Annotated in this window: 23 protein-coding genes; 13 read left to right on the top strand and 10 right to left on the bottom strand. The window is 28.5% G+C overall.

Features of this window, described 5'->3' with window-relative positions:
• Positions 1 to 3: 3 nt before the first annotated feature.
• Positions 4 to 717, top strand: a complete 714-nt coding sequence (gene prmC, locus ACNQ13_RS00310) for a peptide chain release factor N(5)-glutamine methyltransferase (RefSeq protein WP_418035380.1) — start codon at positions 4 to 6, stop codon at positions 715 to 717.
• A gap of 343 nt (positions 718 to 1,060) precedes the next feature.
• Here prmC and ACNQ13_RS00315 read toward each other — a convergent pair whose 3' ends face one another.
• Positions 1,061 to 1,885 carry a PTS sugar transporter subunit IIAB gene (locus tag ACNQ13_RS00315; protein WP_416741496.1) on the bottom strand — a complete coding sequence of 275 codons (825 nt, stop codon included), beginning with the start codon at positions 1,883 to 1,885 and terminating at the stop codon, positions 1,061 to 1,063.
• Between the two features lie 300 nt (positions 1,886 to 2,185).
• On the opposite strand from ACNQ13_RS00315, the gene ACNQ13_RS00320 reads away from it, so the two are divergent.
• Positions 2,186 to 2,962: a hypothetical protein gene (locus ACNQ13_RS00320; RefSeq protein WP_418035381.1), complete on the top strand. Its 777-nt coding sequence runs from the start codon at positions 2,186 to 2,188 to the stop codon at positions 2,960 to 2,962.
• A gap of 42 nt (positions 2,963 to 3,004) precedes the next feature.
• On the opposite strand, the gene ACNQ13_RS00325 is transcribed toward ACNQ13_RS00320, so the two are convergent.
• Together ACNQ13_RS00325 and ACNQ13_RS00330 are read right to left on the bottom strand one after the other, a co-directional pair.
• On the bottom strand, positions 3,005 to 5,401 hold the full coding sequence (locus ACNQ13_RS00325) for an MIP family Ig-specific serine endopeptidase (protein WP_418035382.1): 2,397 nt from the start codon (positions 5,399 to 5,401) through the stop codon (positions 3,005 to 3,007).
• A 113-nt stretch (positions 5,402 to 5,514) separates the two neighbouring features.
• Complete coding sequence (locus ACNQ13_RS00330) at positions 5,515 to 6,822, bottom strand: hypothetical protein (protein WP_418035383.1); 1,308 nt, start codon at positions 6,820 to 6,822, stop codon at positions 5,515 to 5,517.
• A gap of 552 nt (positions 6,823 to 7,374) precedes the next feature.
• Between ACNQ13_RS00330 and efp the strand changes: the two genes are divergently transcribed.
• The 11 genes from efp to ACNQ13_RS00385 all read left to right on the top strand — a co-directional run bounded on the left by efp (position 7,375) and on the right by ACNQ13_RS00385 (position 18,184).
• Entirely contained in the window at positions 7,375 to 7,938 is a 564-nt protein-coding gene (efp, locus tag ACNQ13_RS00335) for an elongation factor P (protein WP_416738327.1), read from the top strand.
• Positions 7,938 to 8,255, top strand: a complete 318-nt coding sequence (locus tag ACNQ13_RS00340) for an MMB_0454 family protein (protein ID WP_416741502.1) — start codon at positions 7,938 to 7,940, stop codon at positions 8,253 to 8,255. The genes efp and ACNQ13_RS00340 overlap by 1 nt, the downstream gene beginning before the upstream one ends.
• A 1-nt stretch (position 8,256) precedes the next feature.
• On the top strand, positions 8,257 to 8,586 hold the full coding sequence (locus tag ACNQ13_RS00345) for a hypothetical protein (RefSeq protein ID WP_416741503.1): 330 nt from the start codon (positions 8,257 to 8,259) through the stop codon (positions 8,584 to 8,586).
• A gap of 10 nt (positions 8,587 to 8,596) precedes the next feature.
• A complete protein-coding gene (locus ACNQ13_RS00350; protein WP_416741504.1) occupies positions 8,597 to 9,643 on the top strand; it encodes an MAGa3780 family membrane protein in 1,047 nt (348 codons plus the stop codon).
• Positions 9,644 to 9,684: 41 nt separating this feature from the next.
• Positions 9,685 to 10,686, top strand: a complete 1,002-nt coding sequence (locus ACNQ13_RS00355) for a nicotinate phosphoribosyltransferase (protein WP_418018669.1) — start codon at positions 9,685 to 9,687, stop codon at positions 10,684 to 10,686.
• An 87-nt stretch (positions 10,687 to 10,773) separates the two neighbouring features.
• Positions 10,774 to 11,367, top strand: a complete 594-nt coding sequence (locus ACNQ13_RS00360; RefSeq protein ID WP_418032883.1) for an FMN-dependent NADH-azoreductase — start codon at positions 10,774 to 10,776, stop codon at positions 11,365 to 11,367.
• Positions 11,368 to 11,457: 90 nt separating this feature from the next.
• Positions 11,458 to 12,567 carry a hypothetical protein gene (locus ACNQ13_RS00365; RefSeq protein WP_418035384.1) on the top strand — a complete coding sequence of 370 codons (1,110 nt, stop codon included), beginning with the start codon at positions 11,458 to 11,460 and terminating at the stop codon, positions 12,565 to 12,567.
• Positions 12,568 to 12,676: 109 nt separating this feature from the next.
• Positions 12,677 to 13,696: a glycosyltransferase gene (locus ACNQ13_RS00370; protein ID WP_418018672.1), complete on the top strand. Its 1,020-nt coding sequence runs from the start codon at positions 12,677 to 12,679 to the stop codon at positions 13,694 to 13,696.
• Positions 13,696 to 14,349: an RDD family protein gene (locus ACNQ13_RS00375; protein ID WP_416741509.1), complete on the top strand. Its 654-nt coding sequence runs from the start codon at positions 13,696 to 13,698 to the stop codon at positions 14,347 to 14,349. Before ACNQ13_RS00370 ends, ACNQ13_RS00375 begins: the two co-directional genes overlap by 1 nt.
• A 2-nt stretch (positions 14,350 to 14,351) precedes the next feature.
• Positions 14,352 to 16,538 (top strand): ATP-dependent helicase, encoded by a 2,187-nt coding sequence (locus tag ACNQ13_RS00380; protein WP_416741510.1) that lies wholly within the window; start codon positions 14,352 to 14,354, stop codon positions 16,536 to 16,538.
• Complete coding sequence (locus ACNQ13_RS00385) at positions 16,538 to 18,184, top strand: MHO_4530 family protein (RefSeq protein WP_418018674.1); 1,647 nt, start codon at positions 16,538 to 16,540, stop codon at positions 18,182 to 18,184. The genes ACNQ13_RS00380 and ACNQ13_RS00385 overlap by 1 nt, the downstream gene beginning before the upstream one ends.
• A gap of 138 nt (positions 18,185 to 18,322) precedes the next feature.
• Here the strand turns inward: ACNQ13_RS00385 and ACNQ13_RS00390 are convergent, their stop codons facing one another.
• The 7 genes from ACNQ13_RS00390 to ACNQ13_RS00420 form a co-directional block, all read right to left on the bottom strand.
• Positions 18,323 to 19,546 carry a hypothetical protein gene (locus ACNQ13_RS00390; RefSeq protein WP_418035385.1) on the bottom strand — a complete coding sequence of 408 codons (1,224 nt, stop codon included), beginning with the start codon at positions 19,544 to 19,546 and terminating at the stop codon, positions 18,323 to 18,325.
• Between the two features lie 2 nt (positions 19,547 to 19,548).
• Positions 19,549 to 22,074 carry a DNA cytosine methyltransferase gene (locus ACNQ13_RS00395; RefSeq protein ID WP_418035386.1) on the bottom strand — a complete coding sequence of 842 codons (2,526 nt, stop codon included), beginning with the start codon at positions 22,072 to 22,074 and terminating at the stop codon, positions 19,549 to 19,551.
• Between the two features lie 48 nt (positions 22,075 to 22,122).
• The gene (gene ylqF / locus ACNQ13_RS00400) at positions 22,123 to 22,980 is read right to left on the bottom strand and encodes a ribosome biogenesis GTPase YlqF (protein ID WP_418035387.1); all 858 of its coding nucleotides are present in this window, start codon (positions 22,978 to 22,980) and stop codon (positions 22,123 to 22,125) included.
• Positions 22,973 to 23,236, bottom strand: a complete 264-nt coding sequence (locus tag ACNQ13_RS00405) for a DivIVA domain-containing protein (protein WP_416741513.1) — start codon at positions 23,234 to 23,236, stop codon at positions 22,973 to 22,975. The genes ylqF and ACNQ13_RS00405 overlap by 8 nt, the downstream gene beginning before the upstream one ends.
• 2 nt (positions 23,237 to 23,238) lie before the next feature.
• The gene (locus tag ACNQ13_RS00410; protein WP_418035388.1) at positions 23,239 to 23,970 is read right to left on the bottom strand and encodes a TrmH family RNA methyltransferase; all 732 of its coding nucleotides are present in this window, start codon (positions 23,968 to 23,970) and stop codon (positions 23,239 to 23,241) included.
• Positions 23,948 to 24,490, bottom strand: coding sequence for a tRNA (cytidine(34)-2'-O)-methyltransferase (locus ACNQ13_RS00415; protein ID WP_416741515.1), 543 nt, complete (start codon positions 24,488 to 24,490; stop codon positions 23,948 to 23,950). The genes ACNQ13_RS00410 and ACNQ13_RS00415 overlap by 23 nt, the downstream gene beginning before the upstream one ends.
• A gap of 104 nt (positions 24,491 to 24,594) precedes the next feature.
• Entirely contained in the window at positions 24,595 to 26,466 is a 1,872-nt protein-coding gene (locus ACNQ13_RS00420; protein WP_418018676.1) for a ribonuclease J, read from the bottom strand.
• Positions 26,467 to 26,771: the final 305 nt, after the last annotated feature.

Consider the following 26,771-nt stretch of genomic DNA (forward strand, 5'->3'; position numbering starts at 1 on the left):
TTAATGCCTACAAAAGCAGATTTATTGCTTGAAAAAAGAAGATATGGTTTGCCTCAAACTGTATCTTCTTTTGAATTAGAGCTCCTTGAGCAAGGGATGCCGGTGCAAAAAATTATGGGATATGTTGATATGCATGATGTTAGAATCAATGTTAACCATAAGGTTCTTATTCCTCGTTATGAAACTGAAGAATTAATTTTACTTGTTGAACAAGCATACCAAAATATAAATAACTTGCAAGTGCTAGATTTATGCACTGGCTCAGGTTTTATTGCTATTGCATTAAAGAAAGCTAATCCAACTTGAAGTTTAACTGCTAGTGATATAGATCCGGAAGCTATAGCGCAAAGTGCTGAAAATGCCTTAAGCAACCAAGTAGATATTAATATTATTCAAAGCGATTTATTTAATAATATAGATCAAAAGTTTGATGTAATTGTTTCAAATCCACCTTACATTCAAGAAAGCGAGCAGCTAGATGCTAGTGTAATTAATTTTGAGCCATTACATGCACTATATGCCCCCCAAGATGGTTTTTATTTTTATCAAACCATTATTGAACAAGGTCAAAATTACCTCAATCCAGGTGGAAAAATCTTTTTTGAAATTAATCCATTTCACAAACAATATTGAAAACAACTACAAATAAAATATCAAATTGAAATTCATAAAGATATGGCCGGCAAAGATCGTTTTGCCATTGTATCATTTAACTAATTCACTCCTAGAGTGGATTTTTATTCACTGATTTTATTTTTATTATTTTGTAACTTTCATTTGACTAATAAGCTAAATATATAGAGGTATTGCTTTTTTAAATTAAAAAATAGGCTATTTTTCTCTATAATTTTTATATAACAATAATAATGCTATGGAACATTATTTAATACTACTTATGTGATAAATATAAATGACATATTATCAAGATTTTTATAATAAGTACTTTCTCAATACGGATTAGTAATTACTATGCAAAAGCATAGTTTTTACTAATCCACTATAGTTCTACAACATAGTATTAAAAAACACAGGTTGCCCCGTGTTAATTATTAAATGTAAGTTATTTTAAAGTAAATAATTTCTTTCCAACTGTTGCATTAGCTTCTAAATTACTAATTTCTTGGAATTTTGAATCTTGTGTTAACACAAATAATACATCTTTATTAATGTTTTCATTGTTAAATCTGTTTAAGTCTAATTCAAATAATTTATCCCCAGCTTTAACTGAGTCATTTAAAGCAACAAAAGCTTTAAATCCAATTCCATCTAATTTGTAGCTGTCTTTTCCAAATAAGATAACAGCTTCAACACCATTACTTGAGTTAGATAAAATGATTTGAGATTTATTAGCTGGCATCATAGCAATTTTTCCATCGAATGGAGCAACTACTTCAGCTTTTGTTTCGTTTGTTAATTTGATTCCAAATCCTTTTCCAACTAATCCTTTAGAAAATACACCATCATTTAAAGATTCTAAAGTAAATGTTGTTCCTGTAACTGGTGCTAATACATCAATTTGATTTACCACTTGAGCTTTAGCCTCTGTTTTAGCACATCCGCAGTTACTTTCACTGTTAGCTTGTACAGATGAACATAAAGGTTTTAATTCTTCTTTATTGCATTTAATAAAGCAGTTTAATTCTTCAGCACATGGGAATGTTGCTTGTACGTGTCTTGCAGCATCAAATATTTTGATATCACTTGCTCCAAGTCTTTTTAATTCTTCAACATTAACTAATGCAATATTTTTAACATCATATCTTAATTGAGATACTGAGTTATTAAAAGCTAAAATATTATCAAAACCACCAAATGCATCAATAATACCAGCTAGATTGCACATATCTTTGTGATTAACTTCTTTATTTTTTATGTTTTCAAACATAAGATCTCCTTATTTAAAATATTACTTAAATTTTATCCTATTTTAAATTTCATAATCTAAAAAATAAAGAATTTTATCTGCCACTTTTTAACTATGTACTAAGCTTAAAGAAACAATATTTATTAAATTCAAAATGTAGATAAAAACTAAATAAACTTTTTACAGTATTAGGCCAAATAAAAAGTTTTATTTTATGCACGAAATTATAAATATGGAACAAAATGTGGAAATAAATTCAATTTTCAAAAGGTTATTTAACTTCTCTATATAATAAAAAGGTAAATATTTTAAGGAGTATATATGAACGAATCAAGAAACAAGAAAAAAATTTACTGGCTATTTTCAATTGGAATTATTTTGGCAATTATACTTATAGCAGCACTATATACCTTACTACTTTTGCCTGTAATCATGCCTATATTTATTGAAGAAATTAAAGCTTCAAAAAATCCTAATGAACTCAAGTTTTTTATAGCAGCTGAAGCATTCTTTGGGGTATGGCTTCTTATGCTAGCACCATTTATTGCTTTCTATAATTTAAAATTCGGATTTAACCTTTGAATCAGAATTTTAATCAAAGATATTGAGGCGCCAATTCATCGTTTTCCTAGTGAAAAAGGTAAATTACTTACTTTTATTTACAAATATATCTACATTAAACCAACTTATGATCTTGATGTAAATTCAAATGTAGCTAAACAAGGCAATAAAAAGGCAATCACTTGCTTAATTAATGCTTTTCCGGTACTTAATTTAATTTTTGTTTTCACAGGGCTTGGATTAATTATTAACGCCTTTGCAAATCCATCATATCATGGATCATTTATTAATTATATGTTTATGATTTACATATTTGCTATGCTTGCATTCCTTGGATTGTATCCATTAAACCGAGTAGTAATTTATACAATTATTAAAGAAAATAATTTAACAAGTGATGATTTCAATTCTAAATATACTAAGCTAATGATTAAGCTATTTGGAACTAGATTTTTCTCTTGAATTTTAAAAACTCAACTATGTACAATTGCTTCAGTAAATCATGAAGATAATTGAGAAAAAATTGAATTTGATTAATATAAAAATGCCTAAATTGCTATAAGCACTTTAGACATTTTTTTATTTAAATAATGCTGTTTGATAATTTGATCCATAAACTTTGGTCAACGTTTCACGATATGAATTTACTTGATGTGGATATTTTACTTTATCAGTTCCATCAATAACATTATAAGGTTGCACATAACCATTAATATTGCTTGAATAAAATGGCATATTTAAAGCATAACCAACAGTTAAAGCTTTTTCTAAGACTACTTGAGCGTTTTGATTATCAGTTAAAGGCTGTTTACCATTATGCCCAAATAGCAGTCCTACTGGTAAATTAGAATCATTAACCACTAATGAGCCTGAAGCTCCTCCAATAATATCGCATGGTACTAAGTTTTCATATGCTAGGCCATAAAATTTGCTTCTAGATTCATCATTAAATTCTGCACCATGATTCGCAATAACATTACCATTATATCAATCAATTGTACGTCAAAAGTTTTGATCAATACTATGAACAAGACCAGTTTGACTGCCTAGCATAGAAGGAGCTACATTATATAGCAACTGATTTCTGCTAGCATTGACAAATGGATATCCAGCAAAATAGTCTCATGTAGGTTGTTTTTGAAGTTTAACATCTCCAAAGTATTTTTCAATATCACTACTTACTTTATTGATTTTATTGATGGTATTAGGCTGCTGAATTACACCATCTTTTGTTCCTAAAACATTATGCGCAAATAATGCAACTGAGCCATAATCCATTCCAGCATATGGTAAAGTAGAATTTTGCATTGGGTAAGAACCACTTTTGAATTTTTCAATTGATAAGTCTAATTCTTTAATTGCATTATTAAGCTTTTTAGTTAGGATGTTATTATCTGCTTTCATTTGTTTTAATTCTTCGATTCTAACTCTTTTTTCAACCTCACTTAATTTAGGATCAATTGGGGGTAAAGCGTTGAATTTCTCTATGTCATAGTCAAATTCAATGACAGAAAACTCTGTATAGTAACGTCCTTGATATAGAGAAGAAACTTCTTGATCCATGAAGTTGTGCGCTAAAAACAAGTTTTTAGGTCACATTTCATGACTTAATTCTTTATAACTATACTTACGCTTTGCAATCGTTCAATTATCAATAGCTCCTAGACGAATATTGGTAATTGATTTTTTACGATTGGGTTGTGCATTAAATGTAAAGTCTTTATCTGAATATAGTTCAGCTGCGACATGATAATTAGTAGCAAAGAAAAGATTATATTTAGTATCTGATTCTTTATGATAATCTAACAATCAAATAGTTCCAGCTGTATTAGTTCCATCACTAAAATCTCAAATTAAAGAAAATGTTCGATTTAGAATGGAACTAATATAAGCTTTATTATTTTCAAGTTTTCCTTCCACACTAGTATCTAGTTTAAATTGTTTTAAGTTAGGATGTTCTTGATAATATTTCTTAATTTCTGCTGTAGAAAGCACTTTGTCTTTATCAATTTCACTTTCTCCAGAATTATTAGAAATTTGTTTTTTAAGCTTTGCAATTTCATCAAGTAATCTAGCGTTTTGTTCCTGCAATGTTGCATTAGAACTATTAGCAACTTCTAAGGCACTTTTAGCACTTGCTAATTGAGCTAAAAGTTGTTCCACTTGCTTGTTTAATTGTTCTTGTTGTGTTTGCAATGATGCAACTTTTTCTGTATTTGTCTTAATTTGTTCTTTTAATGAAGCAATTGTTATATTATTTTGTTTAATGGTAGCATTATTTGTTTCAATAGTTGCTTGCAATTTCTGATTACTTGCAGTTAATTCTTTTATTTTCCCTTGTGCTTCTTGTAGCTGGCTAGCTGTTTGATTTATTGCATCATTTTTGGTTTTTAGTGCTTGTTCTAAGTTGCTTTTATCTTTTTGAGCTTGAGCTAATTGTGCTTTTAATGTTTGAATTTGTTCTTGGTCTTGAACATGAGTATCATTAGCTTGATTAATAGTTTCTTGTAAGGAAGCAATTTGCTTATTTAACTCTTTTATTTGTTCAGCCAGATTTTTATATTCCTCGTTATTTTGCAACTCTTTTACTTGTTGTTGCAATCTAGTTATCTGAGTTTGGCAATTAGTTATATCGATAGCATTTTGCTGTAATTGTTCATTTAGCTCTTTATTTTGAGCCTTTAATTTTTCAATTTGAGATACTAATGAAGCATTAGAACTTTTAGCTTCAACTAGTTGATCTTGTACTAAAGCTAAATTTCTATTAACTTGTAATAGTTGTTTGTTTGCATTTGTTAAATCATTTTGTTTTTGCCCTAAAGCTTGATTTAGTTGATTAATTTGTTGATGTAGTTGTTCAATTAACTTATTTTTCTTATCTAGTTCCTGCACTTGTGTATCATTACATGATAAAGCCACTAGTGGTATTAAACTTTGCATGCTTATTGCTCCAAGAGCAAATTTCCATTTTTTCATAACATATTCCTTTTCTTTTATCTTTAATAATTTTAACATTCCCACTAAAATTTAAAGCAAATTTACCTAAAGCATAATAAAAGTCACTATTGTGACTAATATTAAATTACTTACTAATTTGTTGCTTTATTTACAGCTGTAAACTTTTGAACAAAATCATTATATGCTTGTTGGTATTGCATTAAAAGTTCTTCAAGCTTACTTGAATTATTTTGATTATTTGCAAACTCATTAGAGTATTTATCAATAAGCTCTTGGGCTCGCACTCTAGCCTGAGCATAAAGATCACTATTTGCTAGTGTTTTTAAGTAGCTATAAAATTGAGATCTAAGATTTTTAAAAGGTTTGTATTGTTCAGTTCCAAACCCTAGAAGTAAAAATCCTTTTTGAAGAATTGGATTAATAAAATTAAAGAAGTCTAAATATTGCTGTTGAATTTTTTCAAAAGGTTGATTTAAATCAATTTGGATCATTTCTTTATGCTTCTCAATTTCACTGCCATATTGGACTTTAAATAAATCCATTTTCATAAAATTATTTATAGAAATTTGCTTTCTTGACAGCTCTGATGCATAGTGCTTTAATCCTTCAATTTCTCTTTTGCCTTGATTATATAATTCTAAATAGTCTCAAGCAGTTTTCAAAAAGCTGTCTAATTGTTCAAGGACTAAATCTTTATTATCAGCTAGCTTGACTTTTGCTTCCATTTCTTGTGCTAGACTATTTAATTTATTATTTTCTCATTCTCAAGATGTGTAATATTTTTCATTGCACAATGTTAGAATGTTTTGATAAAGGTAGCTATAAAAATTGGCTTTTAATGTTGGATTAGTTTGTGCATATGAATTCAAAATACTTGGTAATTGATAAAACCACTTTCAATGAATGGATATAGTTTTAGTTGGTCAAAACTCTGATTCTTGTTTTATATTTACTATCTTGCTTCATACTTTACTATTATGCAAAGCTTTTTTGATTTCTTCACTTTGATTATTGGCCCATACCTCTAAGCTATTAGAAACCCTTAGAACTTGCTCAACTTGATTTTTATATTCAGTAATATATTCATTAAATAATCGTTGCAATGAGTCATAAAACTCCTTAAGAGTATTAAATGCATTTTGATTTGGATTGCTATTTCTTAAAAAATAATTATCATTTAGATAATTATCAATTTGATTTATACATTCTCTTGTTTTATATGTAACATAATAATCATTTTCATCTTTAGCTTTATTTCATAAGTTTAGATATTTTTGTCTCATTTCTAAGAGAGCTGGTCGATTTTGTTTTGCTCAATTAGTTCCTTGTTTGTAATTTATAATAGCGTTAGAAATACCATAGGCAGCAGCTCCTAGTCCAGAAGTAATTACTAAAATTGTAAAAATAATTGATACTATTTGAAATTTATTTCTTGCCATATTTTCCTTTTAATATTATTCTATCATAAGCAATTTTTAAAGTAGAAAAAACGCACTCCCGTGCGTAAAAAGCATTCACTTTTTTAAACAACAAAATCTTTTTTATACTGAAACCACTAATAGTTACCTACTAGGGAACACTTTATCCATGATAAAGTCAATTACTTTTATATTGTGGGGGTCTTTATGCAAAATAGCATAACTTAGTGCGATATAAATAAAAGTTAGTTTTTTATCCACTTTATAAAAGTTTAGCTTGTAAGCAGCATTCACATGCGTCTTACAAATTTATTATATTATTTATTTTCTTAATATAACTGAAATTGTGCTTTGTTCCACATTTTTCCACAAATTGTGGAAATTTCCATATTTTTAGACATTTAAAATAATTAAAGAAATAGCCTAATTCAGATAGAATTCATTGTGGCGCTAAAAAAATAATGCTGTTAAATGCTTATTTTTTTATAAAAAATAAGACTAATTTTAATATAATTAGTTTAATTTAATTAAAAAATATATAACAAGGCTAAAATAGTCAAAAAAGGAGAAAAAATGATTAATGTTAATGAATTTAAACCAGGTATCACATTCGAAGATGAAGGTGAAATCTTTGTTGTCTTAGATGCACAACACTCAAAACAAGGACGTGGTCAAGCTAACGTTAAAGCTAAAGTTAAAAACTTAAGAACAGGTTCTACAACAATCAAATCTTTCACAGGTGGAGATAAAGTTAAACCAGCTCACATCGACAAAAGAAGAATGAACTTCTTATACTCAGATGGAGAAAACATTATTTTAATGGATAACGAAACATTTGAACAAGTTGAAATTCCAGTTTCACACGTTGAATGAGAATTAAACTTCTTAAAAGAAGGACAAGAAGTTCAAATTAGAAAATTCCAAGAAGAAGTATTAGACGTTGAATTACCAGCAAACGTTGACTTACTTGTAACAGAAGCACCTGACGCTGTTAAAGGAAACACAACAACTAACCCTCAAAAGAAAGTTACAGTTGAAACAGGATTCGAATTAGAAACACCTATGTTCATCAAAGAAGGTGACGTTATTTCAGTTTCAACAGATTCTGGAAAATACGTTGGAAAATCAAATAAATAATGAACTGAATTACAGTACCGTACAATTCTAATCAAAGTTACATCGTACAAGAATCTGCTATTGTAGATGCTGTATCTAACGCGATTGAAAGTACTAAATACGTTAAAAGTAATCTCTCAAATATGAGACTAAGCTTTGACGATGATCATTCTAATGTACAAATTTACATAGATGTTAAAATTCGTGGGGCACAAAGTAATGAAATTGATCCATATGCAATAATTAAAGATTTAACTTTTAAGATTGAAGAAAGTGTTAAAAGTTTAATTGACAAAAAACCTAAAAATGTACAAGTTGTTTTAATGGACATTTACTAAAATGCAACGCAAAGAATTTCCAAAAGAAAAAATGTCTTTTTACCGTAAGCTCTTTAGCAACGAGGTAAAAAGCGAAATAGATAAATTTACAAACTTAAATAAAAAAAGATATACTAAAGCAACAGAAAAATATTTAGATCAAATTAATAAGTTGCTACTTGAATTACGAGATCATAAAATTGCTGATAAGGATTTAGTTTCAAATAAAATTATTTTTAGACGTTTAAAAAGAGAGCATGCTTTCTTACGTAATCGTTTATGAGCCATCATATTTGGAATTGTAATTTTAGCTCTTATTATTACTATTATTCTGCTTGCAATCTTGCTATAAAAGAAGATTTATGGAAAATAAAAAAATTAGAAACTATTTTTCAAGGTTATTTGGAACATTTAAATGACAAGATTGATTAACTTGTTCAATTGGTTTTACTTTAATTGTTACATATATAACAATCACAATTCTGGAATGACACTTTAGAAGTCTTTGAGTACTTGAAGCATATAATATTGCTGGCCCAGGTGGCAAAACTATTCTTGATGATATTAAAGAAATTTATGCAGCTGGAGATTCAAATGCTCAACGAGTAATAACAGAATTAGTTTATCCTAATGCAACTTACCTATTTTGAGGTGGTTCAACATATTGATTCACATTTATGTCAAACGTTTTAATGGGTGTAACTCTCTTTATTTACCCATTTTATCAAAAGTCACGTAGAGCTCAAACATTCTATTTTGCTTCTATGGTTTACATCATTATTGTGATGTTAGGTTATTGAGGAGGTGTTATTTTTGATAATAGCATTATTACTCAAAATCGCCCATTCGAAATGATTAAAACATTAATCATGCATGCTGGTGCACCATTCTTAGGATTGTTTACCTTATTTGTTTATGAACGTAAAAGAATCCGGATTTCAACTAGGTCAATTTGAGGTTTCGCAGCATGGCCTATTGCTTACTTATTATTTACTGTAGCAATTTACTTTATTGGATACAAGTTCATGAAGCCTTTTGGTGGAACTGAGCTACAAAGAGGTGTAACTATCTATGGGGTTGTTTCTTTCTACCACCCAATCGGTTATTCTGGTGATAGTCTTTTTGTTGTTGTTGTACTAGATATAATTATGGTCTTATGTGCCATTTTTACAGCTCCAGCAATTGGTTTTACCCTTCGTAAAGTGCTAAGAATACTGCTTCCATGACAAAGAAAAGCCAAAAAAGTTTACTTCATTCGTCCCGAAACACGTGATGCTATTGCGAAACATAAAGCTGAAATTAAACAGGCTAAATTAGATAAAAAGAATCAAAAATTACTAGCAGCTAGCACCCAAGATGCACCTAAAACTGCTACTCTTGAAAATAACAATCAAGATCAAACAAACTAAGTTAATTAGTTTGTTTTCTATAACTATAAAATAGGAGAATTATGCAAGAAAAAGAAAAATATATTGCTTCATATTTTCAGAAGACTAAAGATATCCTTGCAACTAAATTACCACAAAATAAAATTGTAATGCAATTTTTTCAAAGAAAAGATGATGCAGTTTTATGCGGTATAAATGAAGTACTTGATATTTTAAAAACTCAAACTGATATTAGTAAATATACAATTAGATATTTACCTGAAGGTAGTCATATTAACAATTTAGACATTGTTTTAGAATTAGAAGGACAATACCAAGAATTTGGCATTTGAGAAGGATTAATTGATGGTATTTTAACTCGTAATACTTCTATTGCAACTAATGCATATCACTGTGTGCAAGCTGCAAAAGGTAAAGAAGTTATTTTTATGGGTGATCGTGCTGACCACTATATAAATCAAGAAATTGATGGTTATGCAGCTAGAGTTGGTGGAATTAAATTAGTTTCAACATTAGCTCAAAAAGACCCCGCATTTAAGGAAGAAAGTGTTTTTGGCTCAATGCCACACGTTTTAATTCAAGGATTTAATGGAGATGTAGTTGCAGCCACACAAGCTTATCATGAATTATTTCCAAATAATAAATTAATTGCTTTAATTGATTACCATAATGATGTAATTACTGATGCTTTAAAGGTTTGAAATGCTCTAGGTGATAAGGTTTGAGGTGTTAGAATAGATACTTCTAAAAACATGGTAGATCATATGTTTGATGGTGAAGAAGCACAATATGGAGTAAATCCAGAACAAATCTTTAGACTAAGAAAAGCTTTAGATCAAGCTGGCGCTACTAATTATAAAATTGTAGTTTCTTCTGGATTTAATGCTGAGAAAATTCAAATGTTTGAAGAGCTACATGTACCAGTTGACTACTATGGAGTAGGTCAAAGTATTTTTAAACTTAATAATTCTTTTTCTGCAGATGCTACTGTTTTAAATGGACAACTGCAAGCTAAAGAAGGTCGTAGTTATAGAAAAAATCCAAATCTAATTACTTATAAATAGAAAGAGCGCAAAGCTCTTTTTTATTAACCTTGACAAAATTTTAAAATAATGTAAAATTATTAAAAAGTTAAAAAGGAGTGTAAAAATATGCAAAAAATACTACTTTTGGATGCACATGTGCTTTCTAAAGAAATTTCAATTTCACATAAAATTGTTGATTTAGTGCAAGAAAAATATCAAAAAGATTCAAATAATCAAATTACTCGGATCGATTTAAATGACACAGTTTTATCAAAAGTTTTCATGACAAGTCAAAACATGTCAACTTACTGACAAGATGTAGAGTCAGATAAATGGATTGAATTAGTTAAAAATACTGATATCTTAGTCATTTCTAATCCAATGATTAATTTTTCTGCGCCAGTAATTGTTAAAAACTTTATTGATTCTATTTCGGTTGCAAATAAAACTTTTAGTTATAAATATTCAAACAAGGGTGACGCAATTGGGTTATTAACTAACCTTAAAAAAGTTATTATCGTTTCAACTCAAGGAGCTCCTGAAGGATGATATCCATGAGGAACTCATGCAGCTTGATTAGAAGGAACATTTAAATTTTTAGGAGCCCAAGAAGTTCAACATATTAAATGATATGGTACAAAAGTTAAACCAACTAGTGAAATAAAATTAGATCAGTTGCAAGACTATCTTGAAGAACAAATTAAAACAGCTATAAAATAGGCTTAAAAGTTAAATTCGTAAAATTATGGAAGTTTGACAACAGACTTCTTTTTTTTTTTTTTTTATAAACTATATTTTAGAAAGGAATAAATGAAGAAAAAACACTGAATATTACTAACTTTAGGAGGGGCAACAACTACATTAGCCCCTCTTGTTGCAATACAATGCAATAAAGAAAATAAAACCGAAGATGAAAAGAAGAACCCTGAATTAGGCAACAATCCTATTGAGACACCAGTCGTTGTTACACCAACTAAAAAAGTAAAAACTATTTCTTTAGTTGCCACTAAAGCTTCTGAATTAAATGCGCTAGCCAAAACTTTAGATACTGAATCTAAAGCATTTATGAATGATGATTCATATACAGATATTGCTCTTAATTACAATATTAAAATTGGTGACAAATTTACACTTGAAAAACAAGTCGAATATACAAAGGATGAATTTAAAGTTTTATTAGAAAAAATGAATTCAAAAACCATTGACACCAATTTAGATCTTGGCCAATTACTTATTGAAGTAAACAATCAAGAAGATCTAACTAATGCGGAAAAAGCACTAGAAAGTGCATATAACAATTACTATGTAAATGAAGAATGGTTTACAAAAACAATAAAGGAAATGATCAAAAATGCTGGCGGAAGTTTAATGGGCTCAGTTACATTAGAAAATGCAGTTAAAAAGGGGAAAACAGCTGAATATAACGCATTAGTAAATGAAATTAAGTCATTTATGGCTGCTAATGGAAATGTACATTTAGCTCAAGATTTAGAAATTGCTAAAATTGATCAAGACTTGAATAAAGGTTGATCTTTAACAATTACATTGAAAAAAGATAATCTAGTTGCCAAAGGAATTAAGCTAGACTTTAGAAAACCACACAAAGATTGAAGTGATGCAGATATATCAGCTAAAAACAACGAAGATTCAAAATTTGCCAAAGTAAAGTCTGCTGTAGCAAATAAAACTTTAGAATATAAACTTCTAATTGCTGGATTATACAAAGTAGGCGATGTTGTATTAAAACAAATAACTAACACATTAATTGAAGTAGTAATTTTTGCATCGTTAAAAAACATTTTACCACTACCATTAAACATTATTTGTACTTACATTATGGCTAAACCAATTATCAAATACTTAAATAATTTAGCAGACCAATTAATTGAAATTTATTATCCTAAAACAAAACTCAGCTAATAGTTGGGTTTTTTCTTTTTTCCCTTAAAAATACACTATATTGTAAATAGTTTAAATATGAAATATTTAAATATGATAAAATTAAGTTATAAATTTAAGGAGTAAAAATATGAGATTATCAATAATTTCACTTGTAGGTGACGATGCATCATATGTAGATACATTTTTAGCCTCATTAAAAGAGCAAGAAACCCAAAGTTTCGAGGTTATTTTATGTATTAATAAAAACTCAGAAGCTAAAAATATTTTCAAAATTGCTCGTAAATATTACGAATTTTTTGGGAGCAGACTAGTTTTAATTACTAACTCAAAAGATAATTCATATCAACACAATCTTGTAAGTGCTTTTAGAATTGTAAAAGGTGATTATGTAACTGTAATTAACTCTGACTCAAGTATTAAAAGATACTTTATAGGCGATATGATTGAGCATGCTCAACGTTTCAATGTCGATGTATTAGAATTTAAGCCAAGACTAGTTGGTACAGTTCGCTTCAAACCAAAAGAAAGAGGTGAATTTGATAAAGTGCTTGATATTAGTAAAAATCCTAATGTTATTGCATATACATACCCATTCATCTTTAACAAAATCTTTAAAAAATCATTAGTGAAAAAAGTAACTAAATACAAACCAAAAGTTTCAAACGATACTTTAATGTGCTTAGAAGTTAACTACTTACTAATGATGGAAGCTAAAAAATACAAATACTTAGACTTTAGAATTATTCGTGAATTCATCTCTTCAGATACTTGATTTAATACCAAGACTGCATTAGATGCCTTTAGAGTTATTGAAGAAAACTCAAAACGTATGAATTTAAAAATTCAAGAAGAATTAAAATATGCTAAATATTACTTTATTAAATTGCTTCTAACTGGATTCTTATCAGAAACCTATTTTGTTTATAGACACTTTTCAAAAAATGATAAAGAACAACTAGAAGAAAAAAGAAGTAAAATCTTAATTCAAAAGCATGATGAAATGCTTGAAAAAATTGAAGATAGCAATGATTTTCAAACTTTCTTAACAACTAATATGTATATGCTTGTTGATAATACTGAGACCAGTATGTTAAGAGAAAGCTATGCTAAATTGATCAAAAACAAAATCTTGGATAATCTAGAATAATGTATAAAAATGCAGGATTCTTTAAAAGGTTCTTCTCGAACTTAATTGACTTTATTCTTTTCATCGCCATTGCTATCGCCATTATTTTTATTAGCAAGCCAGATGGCAACTTAACAACAAATCACAAATACTACTACACATCAATGATATTGATAGCAATTTGATTAAATTGCTATTACATCTTATTCCCATGCTTAATTGGTGGCAAAACTATTGGCATGTGAATTTTTAACCTTAAACTAATATCAGATGTCGATAAAAAATTTCATTACGCCTTAATTTTAAAACGCAACATTTTAGGTTGCTTATTTGTAACACTAAATTTCATTATTGTCCTTTCAGCCACAGCTTCAATTGACTTGAATCAGTATAAAGATATGAATGAAGCAAATCAAAATCCTACTATTCAAGCTATCACAGCAATTATTACTGCGCTAATGGGAACTTGATTTTTACTTCAAACTTTAGGGTATATCTTATTAATTTTTTACAAGAAAAGACTAACCATACTTGATATCGCTTTTGCTTCAAGAATCGTTGAAGATAAATACCTTGAAGTAATTGCAAGTAAAGATATTATTCTTATTCCATATTACTACACAGAAAGAACATTTAGATACTACAATCAAACAAACCAAATACAAGGAGATTAACTATGGATTTAATTAAAGTTGACTTACTGAGTGATTTGAATGCTAAACAAAGAGAAGCAGTTGAATATTTTGACACATCACTACGTATTATTGCTGGAGCTGGATCAGGAAAAACAAGAGTATTAACACGTAAAATTGCTTATTTAATCAACGACTTAGGTGTTAGACCTAAAAATATTTTAGCTATGACTTTTACTAATAAAGCTGCAAATGAAATGAAACAAAGAGTAATACAGTATACAAGTAAAAGTTTAAAAAATGAATTAAAGATCTCCACATTCCACTCTTTCTGTGCAGAATTGCTAAGAAAACACATTCGCTTATTGGGATTTCACAATGACTTTTTAATTATTGATGAACCAGATAAAATTCAAATTTTAGGGAATATTTACCGTAAACTTGGTGTTTCTAGTCATGATATTAGCTATAAAAGCATGATCGAATATATTTCATATGCTAAAAATATGGAATTAACATACAAGGAACTTAAAGAAGAATTAAAAACTTTTGAATATTCAAAAGTAGTTGCTGATGTTTACCAAGAATATCTTAACGAACTTGTTTCAAAAGGTTCACTTGATTTTGATGACTTAGTTGCGCTAACTAAGTTACTACTCGAAACTCATCCAGAAGTTGCTGCTATTTACCAAAAACAATTTGAATATGTGCTTGTAGATGAGTTTCAAGATACTTCAAGAATTCAATATGACTTAATTAAGTTGTTAGTTGGAAAAAACACTCACTTTACTATTGTTGGTGATCCTGACCAAACTATTTACAACTGACGTGGTGCTGATGTTAACTTAATTTTAAATTTTGATAAAGAATTCCCTGATGCTAAGACTATTATCCTAGATATTAATTATCGCTCAACTCAAAAGATTCTAGATGCTGCCAACAAACTAATTGCTAAAAATACCAACAGATTACACAAGGACTTAGTTACAGCCAATGAATTGGGTGAAGATGTCGAATTCTACCATGGATTTTCACCTGAAGCTGAAGCTAGATGAGTTATTCAAAAAATCAATGAACTTAAGAAGCAAAAGAATCAACTTAAAGGCATTGCTATTTTGTATCGTTCAAATTATTACTCACGTCCATTTGAAGAAGCTTTAATTGAAGAAAACATTAACCACAAGATTTTTAATGGAACTAAATTCTTTGAACGTGCTGAAGTTAAAGATGCCTTGGCTTTCTTGAGAGTTATCGCTGAGCAAAAAGATATTGCTTTAGAAAGAATTATTAATGTACCTAATCGTGGAATTGGGGATGCTACTCTTGGAAAATTAAAAGAATATGCCAAAAAACAAGGTAAATCTCTATTTAGAACTCTACAAGAAGATATTAGAACCTTGCCAATTCCAAATGATAAAATTGTTAAATCAGTTTATCCGTTTATGGTGCTTGTAATCAAGTATGCTAAAGCCTTACAACACAATAAAATTAGTGTTACTTTAAACAAATTCCTTGAAGAAATCAAATACTATGAACACATTGCTTTAAACGAAAACTTACGTGGATCAGCTGAAGATAACGTTAAAGAATTAATTAACTCAATTGCCAACTGAGAAGAAAAGAATAAAGATAAAACTGTATCTGACTACTTAAATATGGTTGCTTTAATGTCAGTTTCGGATGAATATGACAATGTACCTAACTATGTTTCATTAATGACAATTCACTCTGCAAAGGGTCTAGAATTTGATAATGTCTTTATTGTAGGTATGTCAGAAGGAATTTTCCCTAACAGAAGATCGCTAGAACCAGATCATAGTTCTAAATTCTCTGCTAAAGGAAGATATTCAAATACTCTTGAAGACGAAAGACGTTTAGCTTATGTTGCTGTAACTAGAGCTAAAAATAAACTCTTTATTTCAGATTCAAGAGGTAAAATTATTGGTACTGAAATTGATAAGGTTCCTTCAAGATTTATTACTGAAATGGGAATAGATGTTAACGATACAATAATTAATGCTAAAAATCGCTTTTATGGAAACTTTGGCAATGAAGAAGAAACTGTTACAAATAACCACATTATTGTTGGAGATATCATTAGCCACATCATGTTTGGCGAAGGTGAGGTCCTAGAAGTTACACCAAATGAAATTGTTGTTGAATTTATCAAAGACAAAAAAGTTAGAACATTAAATAAAAACCACTCTTCTATTAAGGTTATAGGTCAATAATGCCAACATCATCTATTATTGGAGTAGTAATAGGTGTTTTTGTTGCAATCATCCTACTTACTTTCCTCTTCTTTCTAACTTTATATTTCTTTTATGCACGTTCTTCATCTGGTATTATTCTTTTTATGCTAGATGCAAGTAATAAACGAGTATTACGCTTAAGTGAAAAGAATTATGCTTTCTCGACTATTTTTGATGCGAAACGTTTAAGATTTCAACAATATAAGTTCATTCAACAAGATACTTTTTTAGATGTACTTGATGATGAAACTAAGCAATATATTACTTCGTATATCGAAGAAGGTATTGCCCGTAAGCAAGAAATACCTTTTACGTTTAATCCTAATATTAAGACATTATTAACTCCATATGAACGCTTAATTTACTGATTTGATCGTATTTCTCAAGTTACTAGTTCATATGTTCTAAAAATTTATCCAACCGGTAATGGTCAATATAATTGCACTATTACTTTTAGTAAACAAAATGAAAAATTTAATTCGCTAAATAAAATCTCAAATGATGAAAACATCTTCTTTGATACTCAATTCAAACAAGAATACAGCATTATAATTGCCTTTGCACTCAAACCATATTACATGACTAAAGAAATTGAATCTGAATTTCTTGAAGACTTATTTAATCAATTTGACTTGTCTTACAAACGTACCCCAATTTTTAGACAAAATGGATTTTTATTCCTTGTAATTAAGGATAAAGGTAAACACACTTATAATAATTACCTTAATAAAATTCGTAACATAAATAATAATATCAACTTTAATAAATGTTTTATTGCAGCTACTATTTTTAAAAATGCAAAATTAGCTACTGAATATTCACGTGAAATGTTGCTAGCTAAAATCGCTTACTCTTTATTTAACATCCTAAATGATTTTAATAATTATGCTAACTATCTAGATTTACCACTTGATTTTATTAATACCCCTCAATTTAAGGAGTTTAATAATCAATTAGTGAGATATCGTAATGAAAACTCATTACTAAATAAAGACCTTAATAACATGCATATAAACTTCTTTCCAATTAAGAATTATCAATCACAAAAATCTTCTAATTTAACCATTGCTTCAGTATCTAATGACTCTTATGATGTCGCAGATAATAAATGAAATGATTTCTTTAGAAACATTCCAATTCTTAACTATGAATATGAAAAGTATTGATATGAATATGTTGAAAAGAACTCTAATAAAACAAATCATAATTTACTAGTTAAAGTTAGTCAAGAAGTTTACTTAAATAAAGATTTAAACAACACTAAAGACTCACCTATTTGCTTAATTTATGCTTACAATAATGTCTTTGATCACTTAAATTTAAAGCGCAAAATTGAAGATAACTTTAGAAACTCAATTCCAACTGCTCTGTATATTGATGAAATTGATAAGGCATTAATTAATATTATCAATGATACTAAGCTAAAAGCCATTGTTATAGGTGAAAAAGTTACAAAACATCTTAATAGCACTAAAGTATATTTTGATTGTATTAATGTTATTAACTTGGCCTCAAACAACAACATTAAAGTTATTTATGAAAACCCACCTCAAAATTTAGATGAACTAATTGTGCTTAAAGCTAAAGTCTTTGCCTGCTACTATACTGAAGGCAAAAAAATCTAAAAAATTGAATTTTATCAATAACTATTTAACACACATATATATATATATATATATATAAAATCACTTTTATAATTTTAGTGGAGCATAAAAAGTGCTCCACTTTTTTATATGGAGCACTTTTTATAAGTGATGTATAGTTTAAAATGAATTTATTATTAATATCAGCTCATTAAAATCATTATTAGCTACATTTTTGAATATGTTGTTGTTTCGAAAACCTGTTGATAAGACATATACAAAATTAGAGAATGTGTATTCTCCTCATCCATCTTCGATAGACGATTTGATTGTTTCTGCTTTTGATAATAATAGTTGTTTTTGAAATATAGGATCAATTAAATGTGTATTTCCATTTGGGTGCGCATAAATCATATGCTCATTAGGGGTAATAGCTATTAAGTTTTCAATAAATGATGATATTTCTGGAAACTCAGATTTTTTGAAAATATGATGAATGTGAATTGCATCTTCTGGATCATTACCAAAGCGATTTTCACTTTTACCATGGTTTATTAAAATATTGGTTTTTCTTACATAGTCCATAGCTCTTTTAGTAGCATAAATTATATACGCTTCTTTTTGCTTTAAATAATTTTCTGCTGAATGTTCTTTTCTTGTAAGTTCCTTTGGTTTGTCCGAATATGTATCTCTAAAATTAAATCTGTTATACATCAACATATCATATGTTATTTTATGCCTAGATATTCTTCCTGCTTCGCTACCGCATTTGTTTGCGGAATAAGCTAGGGGATTAATTACTTTTGTAAAAATTCTATAACATTCTCACTTATTTCTTATTTTTGAATTCTCGAGCAAGAAATTTGTAAATACAGTTTTCATTTTCATATAACTTTCTTGTGTTTGCTCTTGCAAGAAACCATTAAACACATCAATAATTCCTACATCAGTTAAGAATTTTTCGATATATCTTTTTAAAAATTGAAGAGATTGTCTTTCACCCAATGAAATAATCTCCAAAATTCCTTTATCAACTACTCTATAGAAATTTCTTTTCCCTCTTTTTTCTAGTTTTAGCACACCTGAAAAAGCTAAAAGAAGTAATGGCTGTGAGAAAAATTTATCATACTCATGAGCACTGGAAAGATTATTTAAATCTGGTTTCTTGAAAATTTGTGGAACATATTCAAGTGCATAATCGCTTTTTCAAATATCGGAAGACGAAAAAACAATTGTTCCTTCAGGGGATTGCACATATTGTAAAATGCAATCTGCAATTATAGAAATAACATCTGGAGTACATTTTTGATCAATTCACCTTGTACTTATATCAGTTGGTGATAATTTATAGCTTTCTTGTTCAGCAAAAAAAGCATCTATATACGCATTATTTCAATTTGACATTTCTATCTCTTTCTGATTCCAAAATAAAAAATGGAATTTTTATCAATATTTAAAGTTCTGGTTTGTTTATTTCTTGCAATAAACATATATTTTCTAAAATCATCTGATGAAAAAAACAAAAGATCTTCTTCATTCAAAAACAAATCGTATTGTTTAGGTAAAAGTAATGCAACAGAACCATTAACAATTACATTATTAGGTTTTCTAGCCACACGAGTCTTATAAGTCATATTTGGGGTCATATAAATATTTTTCATTGTTAAATATTTAGAAACTGATAACTTTTCAGCTAAAGATTTCTCGATATATGAATTTATACTTTCAAAATTAATATGTCCATTATCCGATATATTTCTAGATTTAATTATTGGAATATAATTTTGTTTATTAATATATAGCCCATCATTAATTACAATCATTTTATTTGTTATTTGTCTATCTCTATAGACATCAAAAATGTTTAAATCAATCTTTTGAATAAAATCATCAAAAAATTTATTTCTATATATGATCCATGTTGGAAAGTTTTTGTCTGTAATATAGTTTTGTTTTTTTACATTATACTCATTTTCCACCACTGAATATACTTTTGTTTCTGATAATTCATTTGTTGCCACTACATTGATAAAAATAGCTATCGTTTCAATTAAAACGTTTTTAAAACCTATTTCGCCAAAATCTATAATATCTAGAATCTTATAATCACTTATCATTTTTCTTGTGTCATTATACGAAACACCACTTAATAAAGACTTTGGCATAATAAATAATACATTATCAGAAATTCTTAGTGCATTTTCTAAAAATAATGCAGATTTATCCTTTGCTCTCTGTGCATCATTATTATGTTTTCCAAATGGAGGATTTCCTATTACTAAATTGTATTTAAAAGTATTAATTTCATCTGCATAAGATAAAAAATCTTTATGTATAAAATTTATAACAAAATTTTGTTTTGGATTAATTATGCTTATAAAAAATCTGGTTAGTTTTAGTGAATTGATATCGATGTCAACAAGGTCTAAATTAACTTTTTCTATATTTTGAAATTTATTAAATATAATTGGTAAAAAAGACCCTATTCCAACTGATGGTTCTAAAATATTTAAATACTTTTTGTCTTCCAATTTTATTAAAATATTTTCTATTTGTTTTAATAATATAGAGTCTGTGTAAAATGCTGCATTTTCTTCTCTTTTTTGATTTGATAATTCAGCGATTTTCATTAATGTTTGAATATCATATTTATACTTATTTATTTTTAAAAACGATATTAAATTTTCTGGAGAACTATATAAGTTTTCGTTTTCTATCAAACTAATTATGGACTTATGATCAAGAGAGATTGTGTTTAAATATTTTTTTATTTTTTTGGCAATTTGATTGAAAATGATTGTTGGAACTGCTTCCCCGATTGATTGCCTAATATTAATTTCGTTTTGGCGCAATATTTTTTCTTTTTCTTCTTGATTCAATAAATTCAATTCACTAAGTTCCTTATCTATTCACTTAAAATTTTCAGGTATTGTCATAAAAATCATTAATTCTCTTATGCTAAAAACTCTATTATCTTTAGGATGAACAGTATTTTGGCTAGCCAACTGATCATTTCTGGTATGAATGCAAGGAGCGACACTATCTCACAATTGTCTCTTGTACTTATCTCCATTCTTATTAGAATTTAAAACATATTTACCATTGACAATTTTGTGGGGTTTATAAATATTTTCTTTATTATCAAATGCGCTACATCCTTCGGGTGTATTTTCAATTCATGGAAGCATCCGTAAATCGTATTTTCTAAATGAATGATAAAAGTCATCGGGACTAAATTCATTCATATTTTTTAATGATTTTAAGTGCCCTATCACCTCAAATATTGTCTTTTGTTTACTTTCATCTGGGAATAGTTGTGAGGGCAAAATTTTATTAGATAACTCTTTTTGTGTTCCGATTACTAATGTTCTTTGACGACTCGAATTGCTTCCATAATTTTTAAAATTTAGAACTCTATATTCGATATTATAAATATTACTTAATGAATTAAAAATAGCTTCTTCTATTGGCTTAATGTTTTCATCAATGTCAACACATAATGTTTTTAAAAATGATGAAACATTTTCAAAAATGAAAATCTTTGGTTTTATTTTTTTTATCATTTCGATAGATTCTATAACTAAAGAATTTCTATTAATGTCCTCTAAATTTTTTTTATGATTAGCAACCGACATACCTTGACAAGGAGGGGTAGCTATTAAAACATCAATTGAATTAATATTTTCATTTTTCTTTCAAAATTCAACCTGTTCTAAAATTTTATTTTTGATTTCATCTGTTGTGATATCGCCAACAATATAGCCACTTTCATATTTGCATTTTTTATTTATAACTTGGATATTCATTCTTCTTTGGATAATTTCATTTGTGGCAACACATTCAAATCCATTTTGTTTGAATCCATAGCACCCTACACCAGCACTACTAAATAAACTTATATAAGTTAATTGTTTTTTCTTTTCTCTCTTCATATATTTCTCCAATTTTTAAATAAAAAGTGTTTTTATCAATTTGGCTACCTAATCATAAGTTACATCATTTAAGTTTCTAGCTCAGTTGATAAATAATGTATAAGCACGTGTTAAATCAACTTTACCACCATCTTTAAAAATATTGTTTAATGCTGCATATTGATGGAATTGAGCATAGATTTCAACATCATTTTGGCTAGGTACAAGTCCTAAAACTTGAATCTTTTCTGGATAGTACCCTGAAATTAAAGCATATATTTTTGTTGCACAAAACTCTTGAGGGAAGTTTTCAAGTTTAATAGCCCCTGTTACTAGTAATTTAATTGCATTTTCTTGATTGTCAAATTTAGGAAGTAAGATTCCGGGAGTATCTAAGAATAAAAATTCTCCATTAACGACTCATTTCTTTTCTCTAGTAACCCCTGGATAGTTAGCAACTTTTAAAGTTTTCTTATCAGAAACTAGGTTAATTAAAGTACTTTTACCACAGTTAGGCACACCTACTACAAAGGATTTAATGCGAGTAATTAGCATCCCTTTAGCACGATTACGTGCTATTTTTTCTTTCATGATACTTTGAATTTTATTTAAGATAACTTTTTTAGAAGATTGGTTTCTTAAATCAAGTCACAATAAGTTTTCACCTTTAAATCTAGCTTGAATTTTATCTTTCTTACTTTTATCCATTAAGTCTGATTTAGTAATAATAAATAATCTTGGCTTTTGAGGAGCAATCTTATCAAAATCTTCATTATATGAACTAATTGGGCACCTAGCATCTAATACAACTATAAATAAGTCAGCTAGGTTAGCATTTTCTCTTAGATCCTTCATAGCCTTGGCCATGTGCCCTGGGTATCATTGGATTAAGTTTTGGTATTTGTTTTCATTTTCATTGTTATTCATAAATTTTTTCTACCTCTTTTGATAATCGATTATTTTCTTCCTCAAGCATTTGATTCTTCAATAATTCTTTTTGATATAGTTCTTTATATTTTTCTAGTTCAGAAGCTAAGGCTTCTTTTTGGCTTTGTTCATCGATCAAATTAGCAAAAATAAGTTGCATAAAATCATCAACTTCTTTTCTATTATATCCTTCAAGATTCAAACTAAAGGTTTGATTCTTGATCTTTTCACATAAGTCATTTACTTTATTGTTCATACTTATTCCTTATTTCTAATTTTATCTAGAACTATAGCTGTTGCACAAGCCACATTTAAACTTTCAAATGAGATTGGGATATAAATAAATTCATCACTTAGACCTTGCACTTGAGGTGAAACTCCATTGCCTTCATTTCCTACTACTAGTACAAATTTTTCATAGCTAAATTGCACTTGATTAAGTTTTTTAGCTTGTGTATTTAGTACTGTGGCATAGATATGATAGTCTTGGTTTTTTAGCTCGCTAAGTAAGCTTGCGCCATCTTTAGTTGCAACTAAATTGGTTTTAAAGAAGGCTCCTTGAGAAGAGCGAATAGTTTTAGGATTGAAATAATCAAACTTATTAACAATCACTGTATCTATGTCAAATGATTTTGCTAACCGAATAATGGTTCCAACATTGCCAGGATCTTGAAGTTCATCTAAAAATAGCACTTTAAAGCCAATTTTCCCATTTGGAATTAATCTGCATACCCCAATAATACTTTGTGGCGTAGTAGTATCACTTAATTCTTTGATAATTTCGCTTGTTACTAGTGTTGAATTAGGATACTTGATACTTTCAGGATTAGACTCAAATGTTTCTAATAATAGCCCAGCATCTAAAGCTTCTTGAACTAAATGGTAGCCTTCAATTAAAAACTTACCTTCCTTAGCACGATATTTTTTATCTTGTAGTTTTTTTAGTTCTTTGATAGTTGGATTGCTTTTACTTGTGATCTTCTTCAACATAATCTCTTAAGAAGTACTTTCCTTTTTCTACTTCATATAGTGATAAATCACGGAAGTCGAGTTGTCTCATAACTTCAAATCCAAGAATACTTACACAGTTACCTAGATTGATTGAACGCATTGCAGATACCATTGGAATTCTTAAACAATCATCTAAATGGTCTTGTAAAACTTTCTTATCTATTCCAGTAGATTCTCTACCAAACATTAATCAAATTTCACCAGTGTTTTCAAATTGTTCTTTGTAATTTACATCTGTATATGATTTAAGTCCATATCTAGTAATGTAAAAAATTCTTTTATCTCCATATTTAGCAGCAAAATCAGCATATGATTTATGCACTTCATGTGGAATATCTGAAAGCATTCTTCCAGCTCCATATCTTCTTAATCATTTTGGGTGTAAGTCAAAGCCAATTGGTTTAATGATGTGTAATTTAGCTCCTAAAGCGAAGCATGTACGAATAATATTCCCTGTATTTGGGCATATTTCTGGTTGATATAATACTATATTTAACATATTTATATTATACAGTGTTTATTGTATTTACTTTATGTGTTTTTCCCCTTGCTGCAAGTTGTAAAAATAAAAATATCCACACGTTTTGCTGTGTGGATAAGTGATTAAATTTCGTCTTCTTCATCAATATCAAGTTCGTCATTTTCGACTTCACCAAAGATTGATTTCTTAGTTTTTTCAAGTTCTTGGACAAGTGACTTACGAAGTTTTTTACCATTATTTTCAACTTCAATTTCACCTTCATCTTTATTATTTGAGAATTTAATTTTAGCTTTATTTAGCTTAGGATCTTGAGGCTCATCAGTGTATATTATTGTAGGAACAATAATTGGTTCTCTACGTTTTTCTTTATAGAATAAAGTAGCTAAACGTTCGCGCACAATTGCTTCAAGTTCTTCAGTAGTTCATTTTTCATTATTCTTAATGTGATATAACACAGCACCATGGGCTACTCTTTTGGCTTCTTCAATTAATTCTTTAGATGTCTTAACAAAGAAACTTCCACGAGTTACTATTTGAGGACGAGCTAGAATTGCATTTTTATTTCTATCTAATAGGAAAATTATGTTAACAAATCCAGAATCCTTTAATTGTGCTCTATCAGCTAATATATGTTCAGAAACACTTAAAACAGTATTTCCATCAATATAAATTGGACCATATTCAACAAAGCGATCTGTTGGAGTAATTACATTATTTAACATCTCAAAAATTTGACCTTTTTGAGGAATCATAACGTTTTCTTTTTTAACTCCATTAGCTACTGCTGTTTGACCATGCACAAGTGACATTCTGTAATCCCCATGATATGGTAAGAAGTACTTAGGTTTAGTTAAAGCAAATATCTTATCATGTTCTCATTGGTAAGCATGCCCTGAAGTATGCAAGTAACCATCAACACCATTTTCCTTAATAATAGCTCCCAACTTATAAAGTCTATTAACAAGTAATTCAACTACCATTCTGTTACCAGGAATAGGACTAGAAGAGAAAATAATTAAATCTCCTTTAGTAATCTTGATTGTTGCATGTTTTCCATAACTCATTCTTGATAAAGCTGCAAGTTGTTCACCTTGTGAACCTGTAGTTAAGATAACTAAGTCAGAATCTTTAACATTAGCTAAGTCTTTTTTATCAATAATTACGTCATTTCCAACATTAATATATCCTAATTTACGACCAATTTTAACTCCTTGGATCATTGAACGTCCAAAGGTAATAACCTTTTTATTTAGCTTAGCTGCAAGCTCAATAATAACTTTGACGCGAGTTAAGTTTGAAGCAAATGCTGTAATGATAGTTTTCTTTTTAGCTGAACGCATGTGACGTTCAATATCAGTTAAAATATCTGATTCACTTGGTGAGTGGTTCGGACGCATTGCATTTGTTGAATCAGAAAGTAAGACTGTTAATCCATCCTTTCCGATTTCATCTAGTCTAGCAAAGTCAGTGTAGTTTCCAATTGGTGTATAGTCAAATCTAAAGTCTCCTGTACACATAATTGATCCATTTGGAGTTGTTAATCTAACTCCAAAGGCATCTGGAATTGAATGTTGTGCTGTTCAAAAGTCTGCTTGACATCCAAGTGGGAATTTATAAACTTCATTCTTTTCAATTTCAATAAATTCGATATCTTTTTTAATCCGATTTTCTTCAAATTTTAACTTAAGGTATTGAATTGCGATTCGAGGTGCAAAAATCTTTTTAACTCTGGTTTGCTGTACTAAATAAACAACACCACCAATGTGGTCTTCATGACCATGGGTAATGAATAAACCTTCAATTTTCTTTTCCGGTCTATTTAAGTATGAATAATCAGGGATGATTCCTTTAACTCCTGTATTAAATGTATCAGCAAACTTAATACCTGAGTCAATGATGAAAAGGTGATTGTGGTGATCAACAACTAATGTTGATTTACCAATTTCTTCAACACCACCTAAAGCAAAAATTTCTGTAGGTTGTTTTTGTTTCATAATAACTCCTTAAAAATTATGTGAAATTAAGATAATGAAAAAACACTTCATTAAAATTAATTATTATCTTTTGAAATAGGTGAATAAAATACCTAGATGTATTTATCAAAATAATTATATAGTAAAAGTGCTTTTTATTAATAAATAAGGCTAAATATCTCAAAAAGCTATTTTAGCTTAAATAATGGTGCAAAATGTATTTTTTACTTCTAACTGCAAGCAAAATTTATTTTTTCCACTATTTTTTAAAGGTAAAATACTTACTTTTTTTCCATATTAGAAAGCTAAATTTTATATAATTTTTT

The sequence above is a fragment of the Mycoplasma milvi genome, assembly GCF_048284715.1.
Lineage (GTDB): Bacteria > Bacillota_I > Bacilli_A > Mycoplasmatales > Metamycoplasmataceae > Mycoplasmopsis.